Raw genomic sequence first — 25,086 nt, 5'->3', positions numbered from 1 at the left:
AATCAGCGCAGCGTCTCGATGTATTTTTCATGGAAGCCGATATAACCCGGCTCGACAACCTTCAGATGCCGCTCGATCAGCGCGTGAAACTCCGGCAACCGGTGGAAGGGCACGCCCGGATAGGCGTGATGCTCGGCATGGAAGGGCATGTTCCAGGCAAGCTTGCGCACAGCCCAGTTGGTCAGCGTCGTCCTGGTGTTCTCCAGCATGTTGGCGACGAAGGGGCAGCGGCCATGCTCGGCCAACAGGTAGAGCCGCAGGAACGGCTGGCCGAGCAGCGCGGGAAAGATCCAGACATGGAGCAGCACCGTCGCCTTGAACCACAGCGCGAGCACCAGCACGACGGCATAGAAGGCAATCATCGCGCGTGCCTCGGCGCGTACCTTCGGACGCCCCTTGGGGGGCACGTAGCTGTCCTGGCAACGTCCCATGGCATTGGCCTGGAGCGTCTTCAAATGCCCCAACCACACTGGAAGTCCGGAAACGTGGACCAGGTACTGCCGCCAGGTTTCCGGCTTCGGGAAAGCCAGCTCCGGATCGCGTTCGGGATCCTGTGTGAATCGGTGATGGGCGAAATGGAAATAGCGGAACCAGTCGGCCGGCAGCGCGATCGCCAGGCTGCAGACACGCGCGACTGCGTCGTTCAGCCATTGCCTTTCGAAAGCCGTGCGATGCACCGTCTCATGCAGCAGCGTGAACAGGAACACGATCAGTATGCCTTGCGGCAGCATCAGCAGCGGCCAGAACGGCACCTTGGCGGCGATCAACGATCCGAGGAGCAGGATCGCGCCGAGGTGGAAAGCGAGCTGAACAAGGCCGGGCCCATCCGACTTGCCGGTCAGCCGGCTGCGCTCCTCGTTCGTCAGCGAGGCGATCACGTCACGATGATCCATAGGGGCATTCCGGCCGATTGAATTCATTCGGTCAGCATACCCCAGCAAGAAACCTTTCTAACAACGAGGATTTCTGCAATATAGATAAGCTGAACTTATCTTTTTGGTCACCGCCATGGTTGCAATGCCATCGTTGCGAGGTCTTCAGGCCTTCGAGGCGGCTGCGCGCACCGGCAGCTTCGCCGCGGCGGCGGAAGAGCTTTCGGTCTCGGCCGCCGCAGTCAGCCAGCTCATCCGCATCGTCGAGGAGCAAGTTGGCCGCAAGCTCTTCCACCGCGCCAACCGGCGTGTCGTCCTGAGCGAGGCTGGCGTCGAGATGCTGCCTCGATTGACCATGGCCTTCCAGGAAATCGGCAGCGTCTCGCGCCAGCTTGCAGGCGATGCGTTCCGCCCGCGGCTCGTCGTCTCGGTCCCTCCGTCCATGGCCATGGGCTGGCTTTCCGAGCGCCTTGCCGGCTTCATCGCCATCCACGGTGCCGTCGACATATCTCTCAGGGGCGATGACGACCCGGTGTCGTTCGACCGCGACCTGATCGACCTCAGGCTCTCCTACGGTCCGCACTATCGTGAGCACCCGATCGAGGACATTGTCCAGGACGCGGTCTATCCCGTCTGCGCGCCAAAGCTCGCCAGCGTGCTGGAGGCGGATGGCGGTCCGCTCGCCGGGCTGCCCCTGATCCACACCGACTGGGGACCGACCGGCGCATCCTTTCCCTCATGGCGCAGTTGGTTCGAGGCGGCCGGCATAGCGCCTGGGCGCGGCATTCAGCGCGGCCTGTCGGCAAACTCCTCGCGCGCGGCGCTCGACCTCGCCATTTCGGGACTGGGCGTGGCGCTGGCGCAAGGGATCTATTGCGCCGAGGCCGTGGAGGACGGCCGGCTGGTCCGGCCTGTCGCCAAGGCGATTGCGCTGCGCCAGCCCTATTGCCTGACAATTCCGCAGCGGAGCGCAAGAAGGGACGTCGTGGCGGCGTTCCGTGACTGGCTGGTCGATGAATGCCAGCGCGTGGTGAACTCGCCGGCGCTCCGCTGAGCCAGCAAGCGGCGATGGTCAGAGGTGCCCGCTCAATGCCTCGACCATGTCCTTGTTCGCCGCCACGGGCACGATCTCCAACTCCACCAGATCCGCCCACTCGATCACCCAGCGCTGCAGCAGCGTGACGTCGTCGGTCTCCACCAGCAGGAAACAGCAGCTCATGTCCGCCGCGATCCAGCTATGGTGCACCAGAAGCTCCTCGGGCTTCAGGCGACCGTAATCGCGGAAGCGGCGGTAGATCTCCTTGCGGTCGCAGCCGCGAAAATCCTCGGTCACCAAAAACAGCATCTCTGCCCCAATCGGATAATTATCGGCCCGGCCGCTCCAAACGTTCCAGGAACCATTGCGTCAGCCGTACCCAGACCTCGTCCTTCTCGCCGGAGTCCTCCCAGCCATGATCGAGGTTGGGATTGTCGTTGACCTCGATGACGAAGACGCCGTCCTTGGTCTCCTTGAGGTCGACGCCGTAGAGGCCGTCGCCGATGCAGCGCGCCGCCTTGACTGCCGTCTCGACGACATGGGGCGGCGTCTCCTTCAGCGTGAAGGTCTTGATGCCGCCCTGGTCGGGCTTGCCGCTGGCCTTGTGGTTGACGATCTGCCAGTGCTTCTTGGCCATTAGGTAATGTACGGCAAACAGCGGTTGGCCGCCGAGCACGCCGACACGCCAGTCATATTCGGTCGGGATGAATTTCTGCGCGATCAGAAGATCGGAATCCTCCAGCCATTCGGTGGCGAGTGTCTTCAATTCCTCGAAATTGGCGCATTTCTTGACGCCGCGCGAGAAGGAGGAATCCGGGATTTTCAGCACCAGCGGAAAACCCAGCGTCTGCGCCGCCAGTTCAAGGTCGGAAGTGCCGGCTATCATCACGGTCGGCGGAACCGGCACCTTGTTGTAGGCCATCAGCTCGTTGAGATAGACCTTATTGGTGCAGCGGATCATCGACAGCGGGTCGTCGATGACCGGCATGCCTTCCTGCTGGGCGCGGCGCGCGAAACGATAGGTATGGTTGGAGATCGAGGTGGTCTCGCGGATGAACAGCGCGTCGTAATTGGCGAGCTTGGCGAGGTCCCTCTTGGTGATCGGCTCGATTTCGACGCCCATCTTTTCGGCGATCCTGGCCCAGTAGCGCAGCGAGGAGATTTCCGAGGGCGGCAATTCCTCATGCGGATCGACCAGCGTGGCGAAAGTGTAGCGCGCCGGCGTGCGGCCCTTGGTGTCGCGCCATTCGCGATTGGTATAGGTGTCCAGGCATTGCAGGAAGAAGCTCTCCTCCTCCTCGGTCATGCGCGCCAGGGGATGAAAGCCGATCTTGCGGATCGAGGCCCATTCGGCACTATCCTTGATGTGGACCTCGAGCGCCGGCGCGCGGAACCAGTCGAACAGGAGCTTGGCGAATCGGTCCCACACCTTGGACGGGCCAATGCCGAAGAAGATGCAGACCTTCGCCGGAAAAGCGCCGCCAAGATCCTTACGGCACTTGTTGAGCGCCAGTTCCAGTTCGGGCAGCGCATGTTCGTAAAGCTTGCGCTCCGACAGATCGATCATGGTTTCGACGGTCGGGATGACCTTGTGGCCGCGCGAACCCGCCAGCAGCGAGGCATAATAGCCGCGGCTCTGGTAGCCGTAATTGTTCGACAGGTTGATGACTTTGGGACGCTGGCCGCGAAACAGCGCCGGATGCGCGAGATAGTCGCGGTTCGTGATAATCTTGTGCGGTGTCGCCACCTGGTCGAGATCGCTCTGCCGGCCAGTTAAGATAACCCAGGTCATTGTTATCAGCGCTTCCCCAGAGTGATGGCGGCGCGCAGTCCGTCGCGGCCGAACTGCGCCATGTTCATAAAGATGCCGTAAGGCACGGGAATGTTGGCGGCATCAAGGATGGTCTCCTGCCTCTCGTCCTCAACCCAGGGATCGTGGATCAGGATATGGTCGCCGTCGTCGCCGATGGCCAACACCCAGTGCGGCACCTTCTTGCCGAACATCAGGAAGCCGCTGATCAGCACCAGCACCAATTTTCCTTTCGCGATCGCGGCGCGAATGTCGTCGATGGTGAATGAACGGTAATTCACCGGGATGCCGTAAAGTTCCGCGCGTCGGCGAAAGTCGACCTGGGCCAGTTCCATCACCCGGCGCTTGTCCGCGCTGCGCACCGACTGGAGGAACAACGCGCCGTAGAACGACACGTAAATCTCGGCCGCAAGGCCGCTCTCATAGCCGGCGACCGCGAGGCCGAACGGCTCGCAGCCACCCGGGCCCGACATCATGAAGACGGTCGTCGCTTCGCGCCAAAGACGAATTTCCCTGACCGGGTCCGGTACGAAGTCGTGATCGAAATTGCCCATGGCCATCATCAGGCAGCAGGGACCGCAAGTGAATTCGCAGGTCTGCTGGTAGAACGGCACGCTGGTGGCGGCCGGAAGTTCGCCGCGCAAGGTCTTCTCGTAGCGCAGTGCCGTGGCGCCGTCCTCGTAGTAACCGGGTTCGCGGCCGATCTTGCGGTAGCCGGCCTGCTCGTAGATGCCGATGGCGCGGGCATTATCCTCCCGCACTTCTAGGCGCAGCATCATGCGGTCGTGTTCGAAGGCCGCCTCCTCCGCCGCCGTTAGCAACCGGCGGCCGATGCCGAGGGCGCCAAAAAAGGGACTGGTGGCGATCGAATAAAGGCGCGCCACGCCGCTGCCCTTGCGAAACAGCACAATCGCATAACCGGCGACGCGGCCATCTCTTTCGGCGACCAGCGTCTCGGCGGTCTCGCGCTCGATGAACTGTCGGAAGGAGCGACGGGAAATGCGGTCGCTGGAGAAAACAGCTTTCTCGATGGCGGCGAGATCATCGACGTCAGTCGCGCGGGCCGTGCGGATCTCGGCAGGCATGCGGGCTTGGAAAACCTCGATTGGGTTGTGATGAAGGCCCTATTCGAAACGTCCAGACACCAGCCCAAAACGGCAGCGCCCATCCAGCGCTATCGCACCTCGATTAGGGCCGAATTGTGACAGATTCGGCGCCAGCCCGGGAGGACAAAGGCTTTGAACCAGGTCACCGTTTTCGAGTAGGCGGCGGCGCCAAAAACGATGCTGTTCAACTCGCCAGGCCGGCCAGAAGCTGGCTGTAGGCGCTCTTGGCCACGATGGCCAATTGCTCGCGCGGCACTGAGCCGACGACAGCGCAGCCATAGCCCTTGTCCAGCCAGTAGACCGCCTGCGGGCCGGCTTGCGCCGAAGCGTAGGTCCCCCTGGCGTTCTCCACCGATTCGGCCGTTACAAAGAGCGATATGCGCTCGCCCTTGTCGTCTTCATAGAGCAGCATTGCCGCCTTGCTCTCGCCAGCCGGTAGCAACCTGCCGCCGACCAGTTGGAACCCGCTGCCGGTCAAGTCCGGCGCAACCAGCTTCAATCCGACCCGGTTGGACAGCCAGGTCAGCAGATGGTCCCTGTCGCTTGCCGGCACTTCCACCGCATGCCGCTTCTCGGCGGCATAGATGACATGCGCGGCGATCGCCTGCTCGGCCAACTGATCCTCGGCCTGATCTTCCCGGCCAATACCGTCGCTGCCGGCAAAGTAGCCGCCAAACCCGCCCGCGGCCAGTAGACCGGCAGCGGCGGCAGCAAGCCACCAGCGCGAGCGTGGCATTGGCGTCCTGGCTGGCGTCTCGCCAAGCACCACCTTGCGCAACCGCACCGGCACCGGCTCGTCGATCACGCCAGCGAAGGCATCTCGCAATGCCGTCCTGTCGGCGATGAAACGGGCGCTTTTCGCCTTCATCTCGGGAGTGGCGTCGAGCCATGCGTCATAGGCGGCGCGCTCATCGGCCGGCAACTCGCCGTCGAGTGCCATGTGGATGTCGCGTTCGGAGAAATCGCGGCGGATCATTTCTAGACGATCCTTATCGAACGGCGGCGTGCCGTGTCGTCCAGCAGTCCGCGCAACTCCTCGCGCCCGCGCGCAATGCGCGACATCAGCGTTCCGGCCGGCACGCCCAGGATGTTGGCGGCCTCGGCATAGGAAAAGCCTTCGATCGCGACCATAACGAGCGCTGCACGGCGGTCGGGGCTGATCGCCTGCAATGCGTCAACGATCTCGCGCGAGGCGATGCTTTCCACCTGCTCGGCCGGCTGTGCAATCGCCTCGCCCGCTTCCAGCGGCAGCATCGCGGCTTCGCCGCGCCGGTTCACTTTGCGCATCTGGTCAATGAACAAATGATGCATGATCGTAAACAGCCACCTCCTGGGGCTTTCTCCCGTCTGCCAGTTGTCGAGCCGGATGAGGGCCCGTTCGAGACAGTCCTGGACGAGATCGTCGGCGGCATCGCGGTCGCGCAACAACGAGCGTGCGTAGCGGCGCAGGCGCGGTATTTCGCCGAGGATTGCTGCCTTCTTTTCGTCCATGACCGCTGGTTTTCGGAATTGCCCTATTCATCAGATTGAACGCGCCTTCGCGGCGCGACGCAAGCAGCCAGTGCGAAGCGGTCCACCGCCCCGGTCACCCAAGCAATGATGTAACGATGGGAGCGGCGGGTTTATTCCCGCAATCAACAGGAGGCCAACTACGCCAAATCGGTCTTGAGAAAGTCATTGCCTTTAAAGAGCAACGGAACATCAAGAGCCTTGGCGCAGGCGTAGGAAAAGCAATCACCAAAATTAAGGTCGGCCGGATGACCGACCGCTTTGCTGTACCGGATGCTGGCATCAATGGCGCGCCCACCGATATCCTCGTTGATGGTTACATTGCGAGCGTCGATCTCAACAATGAACGCATCGACCAGATTGCGCGCCGCAGACAGCATTCCGGGAGTCGGCTTTTTGGCACCGGCATTCACTCGCCCGAGGGCAAGCGTAGCTTCGAGCCGAACAAGCGCTGAAATGTACAGCTGACCGTCGACGTCGGCGATCCGCTTCAGCAATTCCTCCCAACCCGATTCCTTGGCGAGAATTGCAACGACAACCGATGCGTCGACAAACATCAGTCTTCCCACATCTCGTCCATGAATGCCTTCATATCGAAGGTGGTGTCGGACGGCCCCAACGCCGCTGCTTGCGCTTGAAGAACGGCAATCCTCTCCCGCAGCGGTTTGCGGGCGCGGCTTCGTTCAAGTTCGTGCAAAAGCGCGGTTCGCACGGCTTCCGTTTTGCTCGGCGCATTCGTCTCGCGCTGCAATTTCGTCGCCAGCGCATCTACCTCATCGTCGCGGATATAGAGCGGCATATGAATATCTCCGTGAATATTCATATATTCCATTTTGAATATTCAAACAATCCTAACCCTCACGCCCCTTCGCCACCCTGGTCAAAAGCCGCTGGTAAAACAGCCCGATGCCAATCAGCACGGCGCCAAGGCCGATGAAGGACAGCGCGCGAAGCACACCCTCCAGCTCCGACATGTCGAAGAGGAACACCTTCAGTACGGCGACCGCAATCAATGCGGCCGAGGCGATGCGCAGCACCTGCGATTTCAGCCAGACGCCGGCGGTCAGCAGCGCCACGCCGATGATCAGCCAGAGTGCCGAATAGGTGTAGGTTTCCAACTGGCCAAGGCCGCTCCACAAGCCGATGAACTCACCCTTGAACAGGCGCCGCACCGACAACGTGGCATAGGCGAAGGCAAGCAGGGCCGCCACCAGCGCCAGCATGGCGGCATACCATTTCGGCCGCTTGTTGCGGGCATAGAGCGCAAGCCCGCCGGCTGCGACCGCCGGCAGGAGATAAGCGAGGAACAACAGGTTGAAGGCCGGGATCTGCCCGGTCGACTCGTCGGTGAAGAGCGGGTTCAGCACCAGGAAATGCTGCACGACGATGAAGGCGACCGAAATCACGCCCGCCGCCATGGACCCGTAGCGTAGCACGGAACTTGGCGAGCGCCTGTCGATGGCCACGAGTATGGCGCCGGCGCCGATCGCGATCAGCGTGTAGATGGCCTGTTCGGCAAGTGTGGGCGCATCGCTGTTGAGGACACCGCCATGCATGGCGTGGCGCACCAGCATGGCAAGCGTCAGCAGTGCAAACAGCGCCGCCGAAGCTTCCATGGCCAGGCGCGGCCGGCCGTCGGTGGTGCGGGCCAGTTGCCAGGCGGCGAAAGCGAAGGCGAGCGCCGGCACGCCATAGCCCGGCAGCAGCCAGTTGAAAACCGGGGTCGTCGACAGGAACTCGGGGCCAACGACGGTCGGATCGAAGATGACACGACCAAGCACCGCCGCGACCGCGCCGACGGAAATCCAGCCGAGCACCGGATAGGAACGCCAGCGCGTGGCCAGCGCCGGCACGATTGCGGCCGCACCAAGCAGGATGGTTGTCCAGCCGGAACTGAAGGCCATATGCAGCATCAGCAGGCCTGCGAGCGCGGCTCCGCCGAGCGCGAAGGATACGGCCGCCCTGCCCTGCAACGGCGGCTGCTCGCCGCGCGCGATCCACTCGCCGCCGGCAGCGAAAACCACGACCAGCAGCGCCGCCACGGCGGCGTAGGCAAGATCGCGGTCGAGATTGCCGAACGTGAACCAGAGTGCCAGCAGGACGACCAACGGCACGATGACGCCCCACGCCGCCCATGACGCAGCGCGGAAGTGGGTCGCGGCGGCAAATTTGCGGGCGGCCCAGAAACCGGCGCCGATGAAGACAAGGCCAAGCGCAACACCGATGCGCAAGGTCAGTGCGTTCGATGTCGCCAGGGGCACGGCATCGATGCCCAAGACGTCGCCTGAAAAATCAGAAGCGATCGAAGTCGGCGGGATGATCCCGAGATAGATCAGCACGGTCACCAGTCCCGCCGCATAGAGCAGTGGCAGCGCCGGGGGGCGGTAGAGCGCGACGGCCACCATCGCGGCGAGCACGACGGCTCCCGGCAAGGCATCGCCGGCAGCGACGAAGGCCGGATCGACCGAAAGGCCCAGCGCCGAGAGGGCAACAAACAAGCCCGGCGCGACGGACGGCCAGTCGAAAGCCGTGGCTGATCCGCCTTCGTCGCTGCGGCGGCCGAGCCAGACGAAGGCGAGCACGGCCAGCGTGACGGTGTTCACGAACAGGATCACGGATAAATTCGCGCCCGGCGCATCGGTCATATAGAGGATCGTCCAGATGCCGGTACCGACAAAGGCCGCCGTCATCAGCAACTTCCAATCGCGCATGCGGGCAATGACGCCGCTGGCGGCAAGCACGATCGCCAGATAGCCGAACAGGGCCCAGGGATTGGGCGCCTGAGAGGCAATCAGCATCGGCGTCACCATGGCGCCGACGAGGCCGATACCAGCCAGCGCCTGGCCGTGGACAAGGGCGGCGGCAATCGTCGCTATGCCGATGGCGCCGAGCAGCGTGAAGGCGAGCGCCGGCCCGATAAATCCGTAGATGCCATGTGCGGCATAGACGGCGCCGAACAGGATGAAGGCGCCCGCCGCAGTCAGGATCGCCGGGATGTAGGCGCCTGCGGCGCCTTGCACGGGCACCCTGAAGCCGGTGCGGCGAATGAATTCGCCGGCTGCAATCAGCACAAGGCCGAGCAGCCCGGCCATGGTCAGCCGCACACCGGGGCCGAAAATTCCGGCTTCGATCGTGTAGCGGATGAGAAACAGGCCGCCCAGCGCCAGTGCCAAACCGCCGACCCAGACCGCCCAGCGGGTGCCGAGCGCCGTTTCGATATCGGGTTTGCCGGGCGCTTTCACCGCTGCGACAGGCTCGGATTCTGCTGCCTTGGGCGCCGCCTCGCCTGGTGTCCATGGTCCCGGCTTGACCTCGTCCGTCGCGGCGTCGGTTTCCAGAGCCGGCAGCGCCTGCCCGGTGGCTGCCTCGCTGGCCGTTGGCGAAACGACCACGGCCGCAGCAACAACGGCTTCGGCCGGCTGGCCCTCGGTCGCCGCCGGTTCGGACTGCTTGGCGAGAGGCGGCACGGCGCCGGAAAGGACGAGGCTCCGCAGTGCGCCTAGCTCACGCTCGATCAGTCCGATGCGGCTCTGCTGGCGCGAAATGATGACGAACAGCGCGATGATGGCGACAAGGCCGATCAGGCTTTCAAACATGGCGGCTCCCCCAAACCAGACCAGTTGCTACTGACAATCAAATGTGGCCTGCAAACGACCAGCCAACGGCCGTCGGATCGGCGGCTGGAAAGATCGAGCATGTTTCGGCGTCGAAAGCCAGCGGCTTGCGCCCATTGGCCCTCGGCATCGCTTGCGAATGGCCGGTTTCCGGAACATTGCCTGCCAAACCCGCAGCCGATGGCCTATGATACCTTGGCCGCAAAGGGTTCTCCAAGCGATGTCATGGGAATACGTATGCCGCAACGAAGCGCAGGACTGCTGATCTACCGGCGAAACGCCGGGGCCCTCCAGTTCCTGCTCGTCCATCCGGGTGGACCGTTCTGGGCAAGAAAAGACGAGGGGGCATGGTCTATCCCCAAAGGGCTCGTCGACGAAGGCGAGGACGAGTTGAAAGCCGCCCAACGTGAGGCGGAAGAAGAACTCGGCGTCGCCATCAGCGGCGACTTCCAGCCTGTCGGCAGTTATCGGCAGCCTGGCGGCAAGATCGTGAGTGCGTGGAGCGTCGAGGCCGACGTCGACACCGATGCCATCAAAAGCAACATGTTCACCATGGAGTGGCCACCACGGTCGGGATCCATGAAGGCATTTCCCGAAGTGGACCGGGCCGGTTGGTTTTCAGAGTTGGAGGCCGGTCTCAAGATACTCAAAGGCCAGCGCGCGATCCTGGACGATTTCGTGGAACGGCAAAATGCCGGATAACATCCGCTGTTATCACCGCTCGCCCAGTGCGCCTTAGGACGATTCCTATCGTGCCGCCAGATTGGAGGCCGGGAAGATCGAGCATGTCTCGGTGCCGAAAGCCAGCAGCTTGCCGCCGGCGTCCTTCAGCGTCGCTTCCGAAACGGCCAGCGTGCGGCCCTTGTGAATGACCTTGCCCTCACAGACCACCTCTCCGGTCCTGGGCGTGATCGGCCGCGTCAGGTTCACCTTGAATTCCGCCGTCGTATAGGCCTCGCCTTTTGCGAGCAGCGTCTGCACGGCGCAGGCAAGCGCCGAATCGAGCAGTGTCGCCGCCCAGCCGCCATGCACGCCCCCCAACGGGTTCAGGTGGCGCTCGTTCGGCACACCCCGAAACACGGCACGGCCTTCCGAGACTTCGGTCAGCGCGAAGCTGAGCTGGAAGGAAATCGGCGGCGCCGGATATTTGCCATCGATGATGCGCTGCAAAAGTTCCAGGCCGGTGTAGGCAAGCATGTCGGCATGCGGAATGGTGCCGAGGCCGAGCGGCGAGACCCGGCCTGGATAAAGTTCCACTTCGCTCATGTGATGATTTCTCTCGCGGCGGTTTCTCCCGACAGGCCTTTTGTCGTGTGGTGCTTGCGCAGCGCGGCGAGGAAGCCGGAGCGCGCGTCCGGCTGCTCGATGCCGCGCGGCTCGTAGACGTGACGGGTGAAGAAGAATCCGGTGAGCCGGAAGGCATCCTGGATCGCCGCCGGATCGGCGCGCAGGCCGGAGCCACGCAGGAAGGCCGGCAGCGCCAGCATCTTGTCGCGCCAAGGCGCGCCGGCTTCCCGCGACACCGCTCGGCCCGATTTCGGCGAGACATAGGCAAGATCCTGCCGCGTGCCGGTCGCGGCGCACTGGCTGAGATCGAGACCGAAACCCAGTTCGTCGAGGATCAGGAGCTCGAAACGGGCCACCAGTTCGCCGGCCGCATCGACGTCATCGAGATGCACGATCATCACCGACAGCGCCTCGTAGAGGCCGCCATGGGCGTCGCGCTCGGGCAACAGGCGCAGATGCGCGGCCATGGTCTGCAGGCCATACACGGAGACCGCACTCTCCATCAACCTGGCCGCATTCATCTCGATCGCTTCGGCCTGGAACGTGCCGAGGTGCTCATCAAGGCGCGCCCGCCAAAGCAGGTCGACACGGTTGCCGGCCTGGAGAACAGGCTGCTGCTTGCGCGAGCGCCCGCCACGCACGAGGCCGAGATGGCGGCCATGCGCACGCGTCATCACCTCGAGGATGGCGCTGGTTTCGCCATGCTTGCGGGTGCCGAGAATGATTCCCTCGTCGCGCCATTCCATGCCTGGAGCATTCACCGATCGGGTGGCGAAATCAAGGTACGGGCTTGGTGCCTGGGCTGGCTCTCGCAAGGGTGCATAAAAAGCCGCCCGCAGCATAGCTGCGGGCGGTCTGGTGGGGTCAGTCGATCCGTTAGAACGAGCGCTGGAAGCGGAGGATGCCGCCGACGCTGCTCTTCTTGTCGGCCTTGGTCCAGTTGTTGAAGTCGGCGTCGTCGAATTTTCCTGCATTGAGGTAATCGACTTCAGCCGTGATCGTGTAACCGGGCACAATCGTGTATGCGACGTTGGCAGCGACGCCGAGGTTCTTCCAGTCGTCATAGGAGATCTGGGCGTTGAACGAGGTCTTGTCGTTGAACTTGTAGGTGCCGCCACCCCAGATCGCCCAGTTTCCGCCCCACGGCTTATATTGGGTGCGGCCCGTGCCGAAGTCGTTGATGTTGTCGTTGGTGCCGTAGCCGCCCATGACGAACAGCGTCAATTCTTTGCCGACATTGACGTCCAAGCGAACCTTGCCGGCCACTTCCTCGTAATTGCTGTCATAGGCGACGACGCCGGTGACCGCACCCCAGTCGCCCTTGTACTTCAAGCCGCCGACGACATGCGGAACATAGCTGTCGATCGTGTTGACGCCGGTACCTTCTTCGAGCGAGACCACGGCCGAGAAGCCGCTGCCAGCGTCGAAATAGTACTGCACGACGTTGGTATCCTTGATACCGTACGGGATGATCGTGTCCTGGATGACGTTGCCGGCATAGCCGATAAACGAATCGTATGCCGTTTCATCCTTACCGACGCGCAGGCCGCCGAGCTGAATCCAGGCGAAGTTGAGGGTCGTCGCCTTGTTGCCGGCCTGCCAGCCAGTGCCGCCAGTCTCATAGTCGCCGCTGCTGTTGCCAAATTGAAAGCGAGTCTCGGTGTAGGTCTTCAACGTACCGAGCTCGGTTTCCTGGCCGGTCCAGGTCTTCAGCGCGAAGCGCATGTTCTTGTAGTAGGTGTCGTGGCTATCGCCGTCCATGTGATCGGCAACGTTGTTGACGCCATCCAGCGTGCCGCTGTCCCCGACGCCTATGTCATAGCGGAGATAGCCGCCGATGCGCAGGCAGGTCTCGGTGCCGGGGATATAGAAGTAGCCGGCGCCGTAGACGTCGCAGATCCTGACGTATTCAGCGGGTTCCGGCTCGGCGACGACGACAGCGTCGGCGGCGCGAGCGCCGGAGACCGCGATCAGTGCCGCGGCTGAGCCGAGAAGAAGGCTCTTGATGTTCATTTTCTGACCTCTCCAGTCAAAGTTAAAAATGGCTTCGGATTTTGGTTGGCGGATATATTTTCCCGCCTCACCACAACGAAAAAGGCCCGCACCGCGTCCCCTTTTCGCGGCGAACATACCCATCAATCTTCCGCCTTCAATGACAATTCCACAAACATTCGGGATTGATGACATAGATTAAATCCGTGTTGCAGAAATATCACTGGAGAATTCACTTCAAATTACGGAACCGCACAAGTGGAACATTGTCATATTTCCGTAATAATTCCCTGTATGCTCAAATTTTATGATGATATTCCACGGATACCGATTGTTTGAGAAATTTCGCTTAAATAAATCCACTTCCATGGTCGTTTCTACCTAGCCATTCCCCAGCCACGTGAAACCGAAGCCGATCCCCTCGAAGGAGTCTTTTCAGCGGGTCACGGGCACGCCGGGACGGACCACAGGCCATGATGGGAAGATCAATCCGACGTCGGCGGACTCGTCTGCAAGAATCCGCGCTGGCCAACTGAGAAGTCGACCCAACGGAACCTCGGCGTCCCTGGTCGATAGCCACCAGCCAACGGTTTGAGTCATTATTACCGGCGCTTGTGGTCGGCCAACACCGCGTCGATCACGCGCCAGGATTGTTCGATCTCGGCCGAGTTGACGTCTATCTCGCCGGCGGCGGTGATCAGCGCCTTCCACAGTGCCCAGCCGCGGCCGCGCGCCCAGGTCGCGTCGTCGACGCCGAGGCCAGCGCGGAACACTTCACGGCTTTGCCCCTCGAACAACGTCCAGGCAATCGCCAGATCGCATGAGGGATCGCCGACGCCGGAGGTGCCGAAGTCGATCACCGCGCTTAGCCTGCCGTGTTCAACCAGAAGATTGCCCCAGCTGACATCGCCGTGGAACCAGACGGGCGGGCCTTGCCAAGGGGCGGCAAGAGCCGTTTCCCAGACAGCGCTTGCCGCGCCGGCGTTGATACGGGTGTCGAGCGCCGCGATCGCTTGTCTCGTCTCCCCGTCATAGACGTTCAGCGGCCCGCCGCGAAAGAAATTGTGTTGGCCCGGCCCCGGTCCGCCAGCCGGGTCGATCCGCTTGAGCGCAACCAGAAAGCCGGCCAGGTCCGCCGCGAATTCCGACAGGTTGGCGATACGCTCCCGCTTTGCAGTCTCACCTTCGATCCATCTGTAGACGGACCAATGCCACGGATAGCCCTCGGCCGGGGCTCCCATCGCCAGCGGTATAGGGATGGGCAGCGGCAACAGCGGCGCCAGCCTCGGCAGCCAGCGATGTTCCTTCTCCACTTGCAGGGAATAGGCGGCGGCACTGGGCAACCGAACGGTCATCTCGTCGCCGAGACGAAAGCTTCTGTTGTCCCATCCGCCAGGTTCAATCGGCCGAACCGCAAGATCCCTCCAGCGAGGAAATTGCGCCGCGATCAACCGGCTGACCAAAGCTGCGTCGATGTTCGACTTGCTATCCATCCATCCTAGTGCGGAAACTCGAGCCCCATCTCGCGGTAGCGCTCGGGATCGTCGCCCCAGTTCTCGCGCACCTTGACGAACAGGAACAGATGCACCTTTTGCTCGAGGATGCCGGCGATTTCCATACGCGCCGCCTGGCCGATGGCGCGGATGGTCTCGCCCTTGTGGCCGAGCACGATCTTCTTCTGGCTGTCGCGTTCGACATAGATGACCTGCTCGATGCGCACCGAGCCGTCCTTCTTCTCTTCCCATTTCTCGGTTTCGATGTGCGAGGAATAGGGCAGTTCCTGATGCAGCCTGAGATAGAGCTTCTCGCGAGTGATCTCGGCGGCGAGCTGGCGCATCGGCAGATCGGAGATCTGGTCTTCCGGATAATACCAGGGCCCCACCGGGAGCGCCTCGGCAAGGTAATCGAGAAGGTCCTTGCAGCCAGAGCCGGTCAGCGCCGAAACCATGAAGGTGCGCTTGAACGGCACTCTTTCGTTCGCTGCTGCCGCCAGCGCCAACAAGGCCTCCGGCTTGACGCGGTCGACCTTGTTGAGGATCAGCGCCATCGGCTGGCGCACATCCTTCAGGCGTTCGAGAATGGCGTCGGCATCACCTCTAATGCCACGCTCGGCATCGATCAGGAGCAGCACGATATCGGCATCCTTGGCGCCGCCCCAGGCTGTCGTCACCATTGCCGTGTCGAGACGCCGCTTTGGCTTGAAGATGCCCGGCGTATCGACGAAGACGATCTGCGCGTTGTCGTGCGTGGCGATGCCTCTGACGATGGCACGCGTCGTCTGCACCTTGTGGGTGACGATTGACACCTTGGCGCCGACAAGCTGGTTGACCAGCGTCGACTTGCCGGCATTGGGCGCACCGATCAGCGCTACGAAGCCGGAATGCGTAACGGCCGCAGGCGCGGCCGGAACCGTGTCTTCCGTGGCTGTCATGCCGCGTCTCCCTGATCGATCCAGACACCTTCACGAATCAGAAGGGCGGCGGCGGCGGCCTGCTCGGCCTCGCGTTTGGAGCGGCCGCTGCCGACAGCCGGCTGGAACCCACCAACCATGACACTGACGGTGAACAGCGGATCGTGATCCGGCCCCTCGCGGCTATCGATGCGGTAGACGGGCACGGCGCTTGCCGCCTGATGCGCCCATTCCTGCAACTCGGTCTTGGCGTCGCGTCGGCCGGCACCCGACGCCTGCGAGCGCGGCTGCCAATATTTGTGGATGAAAGCGCGCGCCGCTTCCAGCCCTCCGTCGAGGTAGAGCACGGCGATCAGTGATTCCAGCGCGTCGGCGCGCAGATTGACGCGCTTGCGTCCCTCGAGCCCTTGAACGTCGGATCCGGCGCGGATCAGCTCCGGCAGACCAATATGTTCGGCGATCTCCGACAGCGCCTCGGCATTGACCAGCGCGTTGAACCGCAGCGACAATTCGCCTTCCGCCGCATCGGGAAACGCGGCCAGCAGCATATCGGCCACCACGAGGCCGAGAACCCGGTCGCCCAGGAACTCAAAGCGCTCATAGTCGGTGCCGGCATTGGCGCCGCGGGCGCTGGCATGGGTCAAGGCACGCTGCAGGCGCCGGCGGTCGGCAAAGGCATGGCCCGTGCGCTCCACCAGCGCTTCGGCGAGCGCGTCGGCGGTCAGCCGTCTTGTCGCCGCCATGACCCTAATTAACGAAGTGGAAGAGGCGCGAAGCACGCATAAGCGACGGCCACTTCCAGATTTCGAGCGGGCTCGCCTTGCCGGCGATCGAGAAAAAAACAAGGTTGGCCCGGCCAACCAGGTTTTCGGCCGGAACGTAGCCGACGGAGAATCGGCTGTCGGCGGAGTTGTCCCTGTTGTCGCCCATCATGAAATAGTGACCGGGCGGAACATCGAACTCGCGCGTGTTGTCGCCGATCGAGTTCGGCGACAGATCCAGCGTGTCGTAGCTGACGCCGTTGGGCAGCGTCTCACGATAGACGTCGATCGGATAATCCTTTTCGGTGATGTCGGGATTGTCGATCTGTCCGGTCTTCACGCGCGGCACGCCGACGCCGTTGATGAACAGCTGGCCGTCCTTCACCTGGATCTTGTCGCCAGGCAGGCCCACCACACGTTTGATATAGTCGACGGACGGGTCTGGCGGGAACTTGAACACAGCCACATCGCCGCGCTTCGGCTCGGAGCCCCAGATGCGGCCCGAGAAGATGTCCGGGCCGAAGGGCAGCGAATAACGGGAATAGCCGTAGGACCATTTGGTGACGAAGAGATAGTCGCCCTCGAGCAGCGTCGGCCGCATCGAACCCGACGGGATGGAAAAGGGTTGGAACAAGAGCGTGCGAATGACCAAGGCAAGCAAGAGCGCCTGGACGATGACGCTGACGGTTTCGCCAAGCCCGCCGGATTTCTTCTGGGGTTTTTCAGCCACGCTCATGTCGTCCTCGATTGTGCGTTGGATGGTATAGAGTCTCGGCGCGCGCTGGGCAACGTCATGCCGGTGGTCAGATGCAATCAATGTGGCGCTTGTTCGACGGGCAACGCTTCGATGATCACAAAGGCTTGAGCAAGCGGAAAATCATCCGTGATGGTGAGATGGATCATCGCCCGATGGCCCTTTGGCAGAATCGCGTTCAGCCGCGCCTCGGCGCCACCGGTCAGTGCCATGGTGGGCGCGCCGCTCGGAAGATTGACGACACCCATGTCGCGCCAGAACACGCCCTGCGCCAGGCCGGTGCCCAGTGCCTTGGCGCAGGCCTCTTTGGCTGCGAAGCGCTTGGCGTAGGAGGCCGCCCGCGCCCGACGGTTTTCGGAGCGGGCTTGCTCGACCTCGGTGTAGATTCTCTGGATAAAGCGCTGGCCATGGCGCTCCAAGGACTTTTCAATGCGTCTGATATCGATCAGATCGCTGCCGATGCCGATGATCATCGCGCGGTGGAACCGATGCTTGCGTTTGGGTGAGACGACTGCTCATGGCGGGCCGCGCGCTCTGCCAGCCGTTTACGCCGCTGCTCGCGAAAGGCGTTCATGCCCCAGCGCGTGATGGCGTAGAACAGAAGCCCAAACGCCAGTCCAAGCGGTATCGCACCGATCAGCATCGGCTTCAGCACCGGGGCCCACAATTGCGCGAAGGAAAGGTTGTGCAGCATCTCGCCCAGATGCGCGGGCGGGCCGTGCGCCGGCAGGCGGTTGTGCAGGATCAGCTTGCCGGTCTCCCAGGAGGCGCCCCACAGCAGCGGGAACGTCAGTGGATTGCCGAAGAATACGGCGCCAAGTGCGGCCGCCACCAGATTGCCGGCTATGAGCCAGCACAGCACCGCGGCAATGGCGAAATGGAAACCCACCGGAAAGAACGAAGCAAAGACGCCAGCGGCGACGCCGGCCGCCACCGCATGCGGCGTGGCCTTCAGCCGCAGGATGCGCTTGGAGAAGTACTGCAGCGAGCGCGAAAACGACCGGCGCGGCCATAGATAGGTACGCACCCGCTCCAAGAGGCCATCAGGCTCGCGGCGTCGAAAAAGCACTCTATTCCAATTCCTGATCTACCAATACCCGCCGTCCTGCCACCCAAGCCAGGTCACAGCAACTTATCTTGCGCTTCCGGGGCGCAGAAAGGCAACAACGACTTTGATATAGCGACAGGCTGCCTTCGGAACAACGAAACGCTGCCGCGATGGTCTGCCGCAGGGGGTAACAAGATCGCCATTGAGGCGAAACTGAGGAAAAGAAGGACGGCCGGCATGGCCACCATTCGACCAGCGCGCGACGACGAGGCGAAAGAGTTGCCCGATATCGAGCAATCCGCCGGGCTGGCGTTTCGTTCCATACCGGACCTCGCCTGGATCGCCGAAGACGGCAATATGAGCGTCGAGCGGCACCGCGCGCTGACCACGGAGGGCACATGCTGGGTCGCCACGGACAAGCGCGACCGCGCCATCGCCTTCTTGAGCGCCAGCGTTGAGGACGATGCATTGCATATCCTGGAATTCGACGTTCGTTTTGAGTGGCAAGGCTCGGGCATCGGCCGAGCCCTGCTGGAGACCGTCATCGAGGAGTCCAGGCGGCGCGGCCTTGCAACGATCACGCTGACGACATTTCGCGATGTTGCTTGGAACGTGCCGTTCTACCGAAAGTTCGGATTCCGCGTCCTGGAGGATGCGCAGATCGATGCGCGGCTCGCCGGGTGGCTGAGACAGGAAGCCGCGCACGGCATGCCGGTGAGCCGGCGCTGCGCAATGCTGCTCGATCTCGCGCGGATTTAACGGCGGCTATTCCAGATATTCACTGACCTCGATCAGATTGTCGTCGGGATCGCGGAAATAGACAGACATCATGCGGCCGCGTGCGCCGATCCGCTCTACTGGTCCAAGTTCCACCGCCACACGATCGGCTTCGAGACTGGCGAGGAGTTCGCCGAGCGGCCGATCGGTGATCAGGCAGAAATCACCGGCTCCGGGCGTCGGCGACTTCGCCTTCGGCTCGAAGGTGCGGCCGACCTCGTGGACATTGATCTTTTGGTTGCCGAAAGCCAGGGCTGTCGGCAGGCCCGGCGTATCGATGCGCTTAAAGCCCAGAACGCGCTGGTAAAAGGCGCAGGTCGCCTCGAGTGAGGCCACCGTCAGCACGAAATGATCGATACTGATGATCATCCCGCCCCTCTCAGATATTGCGACTGCCCGGCTTGATCGCCGGTATGGCGGCGAGTTCCGGCGGCAGCCGATCGGCCGGATAGGCCGGCACCTCGTACTCGGCGAGGGCGATCAGCGGCACGCCGACATCGGTCTTGCCGGCGGAGCGGTCGATGATGCAGGCCGCCGCCGTGACCTCGGCGCCAAGTTCGCGCAGGCAGTCGATGGTCTCGCGGATAGACAATCCAGTGGTGACGATGTCCTCGACAATGACGACACGCGCGCCGCGCGCGATCTCGAAGCGGCGCAGCCGGAACTCGCCCCCTTCCCGCTCGACCCAGATCGCCGGCACGCCAAGATGGCGCGAAGTCTCGTAGGCCGGGATCAGCCCGCCGATGGCCGGGCCGACGACATAGTCGATTTTGCCCGGCACGGCGGCGCGGATCTTTTCGGCCAGCGCCTTGCACAGCCGCTCGGTCTTATCGGCATGCATGAACACGCGCGCCTTCTGCAGGAAGACCGGGCTGCGCAGACCCGACGTCAGAATGAAATGCCCCTCCAGGACAGCACCAGCCTGGCGAAAAATATCCAGCACTTCGTCCGTATTCATCCGTCTATCCCCATGTAGATCAGTCACGTTAGCCATTGACACGCCGTGCATCGCTAACGCTCGAATTGTCCTTGAGCTGCGACAGCAGCCGGTTGAGATGCTTCAGATCCCAGACTTCGAGATCGATCAGCATTTCGGTGAAATCGGGCGCGGTGCGCACCATTGACAGCGTATGGATGTTGGCATCGTTCGAGGCAACGACCTGAGCGATGTCGGCGAGCGATCCCGGTGCATTGATGGCGGTGACGGAAACACGAGCGGGAAAGCGTTCCTTGGTGCGCTCGTCGATGTCCCAGCGCACGTCAATCCAGCGCTCGGGCTGGTCGTCGAAAGCCTGCAGCGCCGGCGACTGGATCGGATAGATGGTGATGCCGGTGCCCGGCTGTACGATTCCGACAATGCGGTCGCCAGGCACCGCCCCTTCCGGCGCGAAACGCACCGGCAGGTCGCCGCGCACGCCACGGATCGGCACCGCGCCGTCGCGCGGCTGGTCCTTGTCCTTGCGCGCGGCACGGCCCGGGATCTGGAACAGCATGCCGGCGGCGTTGCGAATCTTCGACCAGCCTTCCTCGCGCTGCTTGGGCGCCGCCGGCGTGACGCGCTCGTCCTTGTAATCGGGGAAGACGGCTTTCATGACGTCGGTGGACGCCAATTCGCCGCGGCCGACGGACGCCAGCACGTCCTCGATGTCCTTGCGCGCCAGCCGGTGCAGGACGGGCTTCAGGTTTTCCTTGGTGAAATTCTTGCCGGCCCGCTCGAAAGCCCGTTCGAGAATGCGCGCGCCGAGACCCGAATACTGCTTGCGGATGGCGTTCTTGGTGGCGCGGCGAATGGCGGCGCGCGCCTTGCCGGTGACGACGACGGATTCCCACGCGGCCGGCGGCACCTGCGCCTTGGAGCGGATGATCTCCACCTCGTCGCCATTCTTCAGCTCCGTCATCAGCGGCATGATGCGGCCGTTGACCTTGGCGCCGACGCAGGTGTCGCCGACATCGGTGTGAACCGCATAGGCGAAGTCGATCGGCGTGGCACCTTTCGGCAGCGCGATCAGCATGCCCTTGGGGGTGAAGCAGAACACCTGATCCTGGAACAGTTCCAGCTTGGTGTTCTCGAGAAAATCCTCGGGATTGTCGCCCTCGGCGAGTTGTTCGATCGTGCGCCTCAGCCAGGCATAGGCATTGGTTTCCTTCGAGATCGAATGGGCCGTGCCGTTCGCCTTGCCGCCGGTATCCTTGTAGATCGAATGGGCGGCGACGCCATATTCGGCGATCTTGTTCATCTCGCGGGTGCGGATCTGAAGCTCGACGCGCTGACGCGACGGCCCGACGATTGTGGTGTGGATCGAGCGGTAGTCGTTCTGCTTCGGTGTTGAGATGTAGTCCTTGAAACGGCCGGGCACCATCGACCAGGCGGTGTGGATGGCGCCAAGCGCGCGATAGCAGTCCTCGACATTGTCGACGACGACGCGAAAGCCGAAAATGTCGGACAATTGCTCGAAGGAGAGCGCCTTGGCCTCCATCTTGCGGAACACCGACCACGGCTTCTTCTGCCGGCTTTTGACGCCTGCATTGATCGCGTGTTTCTCGAACAGAGCCGACAGCGCTTTCTCGATCTCCGACAGCACACCCTTGTTGCGCTCGAAAATCTCGGCGAGCCTGGCGGTGACGGCGCGATAGGCTTCCGGATTGATGTAGCGGAAGGCGATCTCCTCCAGTTCCTCGCGCATGCCCTGCATGCCCATGCGCCCGGCCAGCGGCGCATAGATATCCATCGTCTCCTCGGCGATGCGCAGGCGCTTGGCTTCCGGCACATGGTCGAGGGTGCGCATATTGTGCAAGCGGTCCGCGAGCTTGACCAGAAGCACGCGCACATCTTCCGAGATCGCCAGCAGAAGCTTGCGCAGGTTCTCGGCCTGCTCGGCCTTCTTGGAGACGAGGTCGAGCTTCTTCAGCTTGGTCAGACCCTCGACCAGCTTGCCCATCTCGGGCCCGAACAGTTCGTCGATCTCGGCCCTGGTCGCCGTGGTGTCCTCGATCGTGTCATGCAGCAGGGCGACGGCGATCGTCGCCTCGTCCATGTGCATTTCGGTGAGGATGGCGGCGACTTCGAGCGGATGCGAGAAATAGGGGTCGCCGGAAGCGCGCTTCTGGTGGCCATGCTTCTGCATGGCATAGACATAGGCCTTGTTGAGCAACGCCTCGTTGACGTCAGGCTTGTAGCGCTGGACGCGCTCGACAAGCTCATACTGACGCATCATGGGCGGAATCTCTCGGCGATGAAACGAATCATGCGCCGCACAGCTGCACGGCGCATGTCATAGATAGCCACGAAACTGCCGGGACGGAAGTGCCGGAAGATTGTTCCAGGCGCCTCCGCAAAGCAGTCTTAGTAGTCGTCGCTCTTTTCCGGCGGCACCAGGCCTTCGATGCCGGCCAGCAGGTCTTCCTCGGTCATGCGATCGAAGGCGATGTTGTCCTCCGCATCATCGGTATCGGCGGCCGTGACGGCTGCGCCGGTCTGATCGGCGATCGCCTCGCCATCGGCTTCGGGCTCGTCGACCTCGACATGCTTCTGCAGCGAATGGATCAGGTCTTCCTTGAGGTCGTCGGGCGACAACGTCTCGTCGGCGATCTCGCGCAGTGCGATGACCGGGTTCTTGTCATTGTCGCGCGGGACGGTGATCTGCGCGCCTTGGCTGATCTGACGAGCACGGTGGCCGGCCAGAAGCACCAGCTCGAAGCGGTTGTCGACCTTGTCGATGCAATCTTCAACGGTTACGCGGGCCATGGATTGCCCCTTTCATGCCTGGATTTAATGGAAAACAGGCGCGGTCAATAACCCGAACGCCGCCGAAATACAAGCATTATGGAATGCCGGGCCGGAGAACGCAGGATCTGTCATTGCTTTGTCGGATTTCCCCCAAAACCGGTTTCAGTCGAGCTCCGGTGCGCCCGGTACCAAGCCGGCGATCACAATTGCTTGCAGTGCGGCAACGCACCCTTGGATTGCCACAAAACTGGCGTTATTTCGAAAAGCGTAAGGTCAGCCGGTTTATTGCGAACCCTACTGATAGTCGCATTTCGTTTTGACGGCCGCTTATTTCGAAAAGGAATTTTTCCATGTTCGACCCCCGTGAAAAGATCGCCCTGTTCATCGACGGCGCCAATCTCTACGCCACGTCGCGCGCGCTCGGTTTCGACATCGATTATCGCAAGCTCCTGTCGAGCTTCCAGAAACGCGGTTACCTGCTGCGCGCCTACTATTACACCGCCCTGGTCGAAGATCAGGAATATTCCTCGATCCGGCCGCTGATCGACTGGCTCGACTATAACGGCTTCAAGGTCGTCACCAAGCCGGCCAAGGAATTCACCGACTCGACCGGCCGCCGCAAGATCAAGGGCAACATGGACATCGAATTGACCGTCGATGCGCTGGAACTGGCCGATGTCGTCGACCACTATGTCATCTTCTCCGGGGACGGCGATTTCCGCACGCTGGTCGAGGCGCTGCAACGGCGCGGGCGCAAGGTGTCGATCGTCTCGACCATGGCCTCGCAGCCGCCGATGATCTCCGACGATCTGCGTCGCCAGGCCGACCATTTCATCGACCTGATGACGTTGAAGAACGAGGTGGGCCGCGATCCCTCCGAAAGGCCGGTGCGCCGACCCGAACCGGCCGAGACGGAAGAGGACGAGTACTGAGGGCGGCTGCGTTGGCCGCACATCTGGCCGCCTCCCCGGAACCCGATCGCGATTGCCCGCTCTGTCCGCGGCTGCACGGTTTCATTGCCGAGTGGCGGCAACGCGAGCCATCGTGGTTCAACGCGCCGGTTCCGACCTTCCTGCCGCCCGAAGGCGACGATTCGGTCCGGCTGCTGATCGTCGGGCTTGCGCCCGGCCTGCGCGGAGCGAACCGCACGGGCCGGCCTTTCACGGGCGACTATGCCGGCGACCTGCTCTACGGCACGTTGATCGCGCACGGCTTGGCGCGCGGCGAGTTCAAGGCACGGCCTGACGATGGGTTGGAGCTCGTTGGAACGGCAATCACCAACGCCGTCCGCTGCGTGCCTCCCGAGAACAAGCCTGTGGGCGCCGAGATCGCCACCTGCCGGACTTTCCTTGTGCCGACGATCGCACGGTTTCCCAATTTGCGGGCCGTGCTGACACTTGGTTCGATCGCGCACCAGTCGACCGTGCGGGCACTGGGCCAGCGCGTCGCCGCCTATCCCTTCAAGCATGGCGGGCGGCAGGAGGCCGATGGCATTACGCTGTTTTCCAGCTATCACTGCTCGCGCTACAACACCAACACCGGCGTGCTGACCGAAGCGATGTTCGTCAGCGTTTTCAGGGAAATTGCGGCGTTCCTGGATTCGTAGGGTCTGGAATTGCCTTACAACGCCGGCGCGAACAACGCGGCCAGCGTCTCCTGACCGCCTTGCAGGACGTTCAGGTCGACGTCACCGACGATGCCCTCGACGCGGCCCCTGTTGTGGTACTGCCAGTAGACCCAATCGTCGCGACCCGGCTCGAGCAGCAGTGAGCGAAGCCAGAGCGGACGGGCGGCGATCTGTCCTGCATAGGCCGTTGCTGCATCGTCGGTCAGATAGATGATGGCTTTCTTGCCAAAGGCGGCTTCAACGGGACCGAGGAAGGCCTGGAGTTCGGTGTCGAGTTGTTCGGGCGAAGGACGCTGCGGGCAATTGCCGCCGAACTCGATGTCGACAACCGGCGGCAGCAAAGGCTGGTCGTGCGGCACCACGGCGATGAAATTCTTCGCCTGGTCGGCGCCCGGCCGGCAGAAGGTGAAAAAGTGATAGGCGCCGACAGCGAGCCCGGCAGCACGAGCCTCGCGCAGATTGATGGCAAAGGCATCGTCGACATGATCGCCGCCCTCGGTCGCCTTGATGACCGCAAAGGCGACATCGGCGGCGGCAACGCGTCGCCAGTCGATCCGGCCCTGATGATGCGAAACGTCGATGCCCCTGACATGATATTTGCCGCGATCCGGAGAAAACGCATGGAAATAGAAGAAGCCGCCAGCGACCATGAGGATTGCAAAAACCAGGCTGACCGATCCCCAGAGGATGATCCGGTTCTTCAAGACTGTGCCCTCCGGTATTCTGGCTCGTTGGCTAGAACCCTGAAAGCCAAAC

Annotated in this window: 28 protein-coding genes; 5 read left to right on the top strand and 23 right to left on the bottom strand. The window is 62.5% G+C overall.

Annotation, left to right across the window (positions count from 1 at the left end; genetic code table 11):
* Positions 1-2: 2 nt before the first annotated feature.
* Entirely contained in the window at positions 3-893 is an 891-nt protein-coding gene (locus FJ428_RS03670) for a fatty acid desaturase family protein (RefSeq protein ID WP_140878945.1), read from the bottom strand.
* Positions 894-1,008: 115 nt separating this feature from the next.
* Here FJ428_RS03670 and FJ428_RS03665 point away from each other — a divergent pair, with 115 nt between their 5' ends.
* Positions 1,009-1,926 (top strand): LysR substrate-binding domain-containing protein, encoded by a 918-nt coding sequence (locus FJ428_RS03665; protein ID WP_140517814.1) that lies wholly within the window; start codon positions 1,009-1,011, stop codon positions 1,924-1,926.
* A gap of 18 nt (positions 1,927-1,944) precedes the next feature.
* Here FJ428_RS03665 and FJ428_RS03660 read toward each other — a convergent pair whose 3' ends face one another.
* The 8 genes from FJ428_RS03660 to FJ428_RS03625 form a co-directional block, all read right to left on the bottom strand.
* A complete protein-coding gene (locus FJ428_RS03660) occupies positions 1,945-2,217 on the bottom strand; it encodes a DUF3303 family protein (protein ID WP_140878944.1) in 273 nt (90 codons plus the stop codon).
* Between the two features lie 19 nt (positions 2,218-2,236).
* Positions 2,237-3,700, bottom strand: a complete 1,464-nt coding sequence (locus FJ428_RS03655) for a RimK family protein (RefSeq protein ID WP_140494569.1) — start codon at positions 3,698-3,700, stop codon at positions 2,237-2,239.
* A 5-nt stretch (positions 3,701-3,705) separates the two neighbouring features.
* Positions 3,706-4,803, bottom strand: coding sequence for a GNAT family N-acetyltransferase/peptidase C39 family protein (locus FJ428_RS03650; RefSeq protein ID WP_140686395.1), 1,098 nt, complete (start codon positions 4,801-4,803; stop codon positions 3,706-3,708).
* A gap of 205 nt (positions 4,804-5,008) precedes the next feature.
* Entirely contained in the window at positions 5,009-5,800 is a 792-nt protein-coding gene (locus tag FJ428_RS03645) for an anti-sigma factor (RefSeq protein WP_140555798.1), read from the bottom strand.
* 2 nt (positions 5,801-5,802) lie between these two features.
* Positions 5,803-6,315, bottom strand: coding sequence for an RNA polymerase sigma factor (locus FJ428_RS03640; RefSeq protein WP_140686396.1), 513 nt, complete (start codon positions 6,313-6,315; stop codon positions 5,803-5,805).
* 158 nt (positions 6,316-6,473) lie between these two features.
* Positions 6,474-6,890 carry a type II toxin-antitoxin system VapC family toxin gene (locus FJ428_RS03635; protein ID WP_140520684.1) on the bottom strand — a complete coding sequence of 139 codons (417 nt, stop codon included), beginning with the start codon at positions 6,888-6,890 and terminating at the stop codon, positions 6,474-6,476.
* Positions 6,890-7,132 (bottom strand): type II toxin-antitoxin system VapB family antitoxin, encoded by a 243-nt coding sequence (locus tag FJ428_RS03630; protein WP_140520954.1) that lies wholly within the window; start codon positions 7,130-7,132, stop codon positions 6,890-6,892. The genes FJ428_RS03635 and FJ428_RS03630 overlap by 1 nt, the downstream gene beginning before the upstream one ends.
* A 52-nt stretch (positions 7,133-7,184) precedes the next feature.
* A complete protein-coding gene (locus FJ428_RS03625; RefSeq protein ID WP_140686397.1) occupies positions 7,185-9,929 on the bottom strand; it encodes a DUF2339 domain-containing protein in 2,745 nt (914 codons plus the stop codon).
* A 255-nt stretch (positions 9,930-10,184) separates the two neighbouring features.
* Between FJ428_RS03625 and FJ428_RS03620 the strand changes: the two genes are divergently transcribed.
* Entirely contained in the window at positions 10,185-10,649 is a 465-nt protein-coding gene (locus tag FJ428_RS03620; protein WP_140686398.1) for an NUDIX domain-containing protein, read from the top strand.
* 45 nt (positions 10,650-10,694) lie between these two features.
* Here FJ428_RS03620 and FJ428_RS03615 read toward each other — a convergent pair whose 3' ends face one another.
* The 9 genes from FJ428_RS03615 to FJ428_RS03575 form a co-directional block, all read right to left on the bottom strand.
* A complete protein-coding gene (locus FJ428_RS03615) occupies positions 10,695-11,213 on the bottom strand; it encodes a PaaI family thioesterase (protein WP_140555803.1) in 519 nt (172 codons plus the stop codon).
* Complete coding sequence (gene recO / locus FJ428_RS03610; RefSeq protein ID WP_140686399.1) at positions 11,210-11,980, bottom strand: DNA repair protein RecO; 771 nt, start codon at positions 11,978-11,980, stop codon at positions 11,210-11,212. Before recO ends, FJ428_RS03615 begins: the two co-directional genes overlap by 4 nt.
* A 130-nt stretch (positions 11,981-12,110) precedes the next feature.
* Positions 12,111-13,247, bottom strand: a complete 1,137-nt coding sequence (locus FJ428_RS03605; protein WP_140517808.1) for a porin — start codon at positions 13,245-13,247, stop codon at positions 12,111-12,113.
* 581 nt (positions 13,248-13,828) lie between these two features.
* Entirely contained in the window at positions 13,829-14,719 is an 891-nt protein-coding gene (locus FJ428_RS03600; protein WP_140686400.1) for an aminoglycoside phosphotransferase family protein, read from the bottom strand.
* Between the two features lie 5 nt (positions 14,720-14,724).
* Positions 14,725-15,657, bottom strand: a complete 933-nt coding sequence (gene era / locus FJ428_RS03595) for a GTPase Era (RefSeq protein ID WP_140494591.1) — start codon at positions 15,655-15,657, stop codon at positions 14,725-14,727.
* On the bottom strand, positions 15,654-16,379 hold the full coding sequence (gene rnc / locus FJ428_RS03590; RefSeq protein WP_140494593.1) for a ribonuclease III: 726 nt from the start codon (positions 16,377-16,379) through the stop codon (positions 15,654-15,656). The genes era and rnc overlap by 4 nt, the downstream gene beginning before the upstream one ends.
* Positions 16,380-16,383: 4 nt before the next feature.
* On the bottom strand, positions 16,384-17,133 hold the full coding sequence (lepB, locus tag FJ428_RS03585) for a signal peptidase I (protein ID WP_140494595.1): 750 nt from the start codon (positions 17,131-17,133) through the stop codon (positions 16,384-16,386).
* 77 nt (positions 17,134-17,210) lie between these two features.
* Positions 17,211-17,624 carry a holo-ACP synthase gene (gene acpS, locus FJ428_RS03580; protein ID WP_140494597.1) on the bottom strand — a complete coding sequence of 138 codons (414 nt, stop codon included), beginning with the start codon at positions 17,622-17,624 and terminating at the stop codon, positions 17,211-17,213.
* Positions 17,621-18,220: a DUF2062 domain-containing protein gene (locus tag FJ428_RS03575; protein WP_140559460.1), complete on the bottom strand. Its 600-nt coding sequence runs from the start codon at positions 18,218-18,220 to the stop codon at positions 17,621-17,623. Before FJ428_RS03575 ends, acpS begins: the two co-directional genes overlap by 4 nt.
* A gap of 216 nt (positions 18,221-18,436) precedes the next feature.
* Here FJ428_RS03575 and FJ428_RS03570 point away from each other — a divergent pair, with 216 nt between their 5' ends.
* A complete protein-coding gene (locus FJ428_RS03570; RefSeq protein ID WP_140559459.1) occupies positions 18,437-18,958 on the top strand; it encodes a GNAT family N-acetyltransferase in 522 nt (173 codons plus the stop codon).
* A 6-nt stretch (positions 18,959-18,964) separates the two neighbouring features.
* On the opposite strand, the gene FJ428_RS03565 is transcribed toward FJ428_RS03570, so the two are convergent.
* The 4 genes from FJ428_RS03565 to rpoZ all read right to left on the bottom strand — a co-directional run bounded on the left by FJ428_RS03565 (position 18,965) and on the right by rpoZ (position 22,721).
* Positions 18,965-19,345 (bottom strand): VOC family protein, encoded by a 381-nt coding sequence (locus FJ428_RS03565; RefSeq protein ID WP_140559458.1) that lies wholly within the window; start codon positions 19,343-19,345, stop codon positions 18,965-18,967.
* A gap of 10 nt (positions 19,346-19,355) precedes the next feature.
* Entirely contained in the window at positions 19,356-19,934 is a 579-nt protein-coding gene (gene pyrE, locus FJ428_RS03560; RefSeq protein WP_140517801.1) for an orotate phosphoribosyltransferase, read from the bottom strand.
* A 28-nt stretch (positions 19,935-19,962) separates the two neighbouring features.
* On the bottom strand, positions 19,963-22,191 hold the full coding sequence (locus tag FJ428_RS03555) for a bifunctional (p)ppGpp synthetase/guanosine-3',5'-bis(diphosphate) 3'-pyrophosphohydrolase (RefSeq protein ID WP_140517800.1): 2,229 nt from the start codon (positions 22,189-22,191) through the stop codon (positions 19,963-19,965).
* Between the two features lie 128 nt (positions 22,192-22,319).
* Positions 22,320-22,721 carry a DNA-directed RNA polymerase subunit omega gene (gene rpoZ / locus FJ428_RS03550; RefSeq protein ID WP_140494610.1) on the bottom strand — a complete coding sequence of 134 codons (402 nt, stop codon included), beginning with the start codon at positions 22,719-22,721 and terminating at the stop codon, positions 22,320-22,322.
* Between the two features lie 332 nt (positions 22,722-23,053).
* Between rpoZ and FJ428_RS03545 the strand changes: the two genes are divergently transcribed.
* Both FJ428_RS03545 and FJ428_RS03540 read left to right on the top strand, forming a co-directional pair.
* The gene (locus tag FJ428_RS03545; protein WP_140494612.1) at positions 23,054-23,635 is read left to right on the top strand and encodes an NYN domain-containing protein; all 582 of its coding nucleotides are present in this window, start codon (positions 23,054-23,056) and stop codon (positions 23,633-23,635) included.
* 11 nt (positions 23,636-23,646) lie between these two features.
* The gene (locus tag FJ428_RS03540) at positions 23,647-24,309 is read left to right on the top strand and encodes a uracil-DNA glycosylase (RefSeq protein ID WP_224519207.1); all 663 of its coding nucleotides are present in this window, start codon (positions 23,647-23,649) and stop codon (positions 24,307-24,309) included.
* Positions 24,310-24,323: 14 nt separating this feature from the next.
* Here the strand turns inward: FJ428_RS03540 and FJ428_RS03535 are convergent, their stop codons facing one another.
* A complete protein-coding gene (locus FJ428_RS03535; RefSeq protein ID WP_140878943.1) occupies positions 24,324-25,034 on the bottom strand; it encodes a GH25 family lysozyme in 711 nt (236 codons plus the stop codon).
* Positions 25,035-25,086: the final 52 nt, after the last annotated feature.

This window comes from Mesorhizobium sp. B2-8-1 (assembly GCF_006440955.1).
GTDB lineage: Bacteria > Pseudomonadota > Alphaproteobacteria > Rhizobiales > Rhizobiaceae > Mesorhizobium.
The sequence above is the reverse complement of the archived record's forward strand: the minus strand, read 5'-3'. Positions and strand labels throughout refer to the sequence as shown.